The organism is Pseudomonas sp. YuFO8, from assembly GCF_035065025.1.
Classification (GTDB): domain Bacteria; phylum Pseudomonadota; class Gammaproteobacteria; order Pseudomonadales; family Pseudomonadaceae; genus Aquipseudomonas; species Aquipseudomonas putida_AE.
Genome location: NZ_JAXDEQ010000193.1, coordinates 1 through 395, shown reverse-complemented (window position 1 = coordinate 395; position 395 = coordinate 1). Strand labels below are relative to the sequence as shown.

1 protein-coding gene is annotated in these 395 nt (G+C 58.2%); it reads left to right on the top strand.

Going from position 1 to position 395, the window contains the following annotated elements; all coding sequences use genetic code 11:
- Positions 1 to 395, top strand: a 395-nt coding sequence (locus SOP95_RS31955) for a DUF945 family protein (RefSeq protein WP_323609586.1), incomplete at both ends; no start/stop codon positions are given.

Genomic DNA, 395 nt, shown 5'->3' with positions numbered 1-395 from the left:
GCCGGTCATGGCCACCAGTCATTTCGAACTGGAAAAGAACGCCACCACCGAAAAATGGTTCGCCGCTGCCAAAGACGTGTCGCCGCTCAAAGGCGTGGCCAATATCGGCTACAGCCGTTCGGTCACCGGCAACCTCGAATTGCTGCCGTTGGAGTTCAAGGACGAGACCTCCTCGGTGAACTTCTCGGGTCTGAACCTGGACTTTGACAGCACCGCCGAGGGCAAGAAGGTCAAGGTGGATGGCTACATGAACAGCCTCAAGCTGGACGTAGTCGATGCCAATGGCGCGCCGTTCAACGCCGAGTTCGCTGGCCTGACCGTGGCCAGCAACCTGGAAAAATCCACCTTCGGCTTCTACACCGGGCAGAACACCGTTGAGCTGACCGATACCAAGC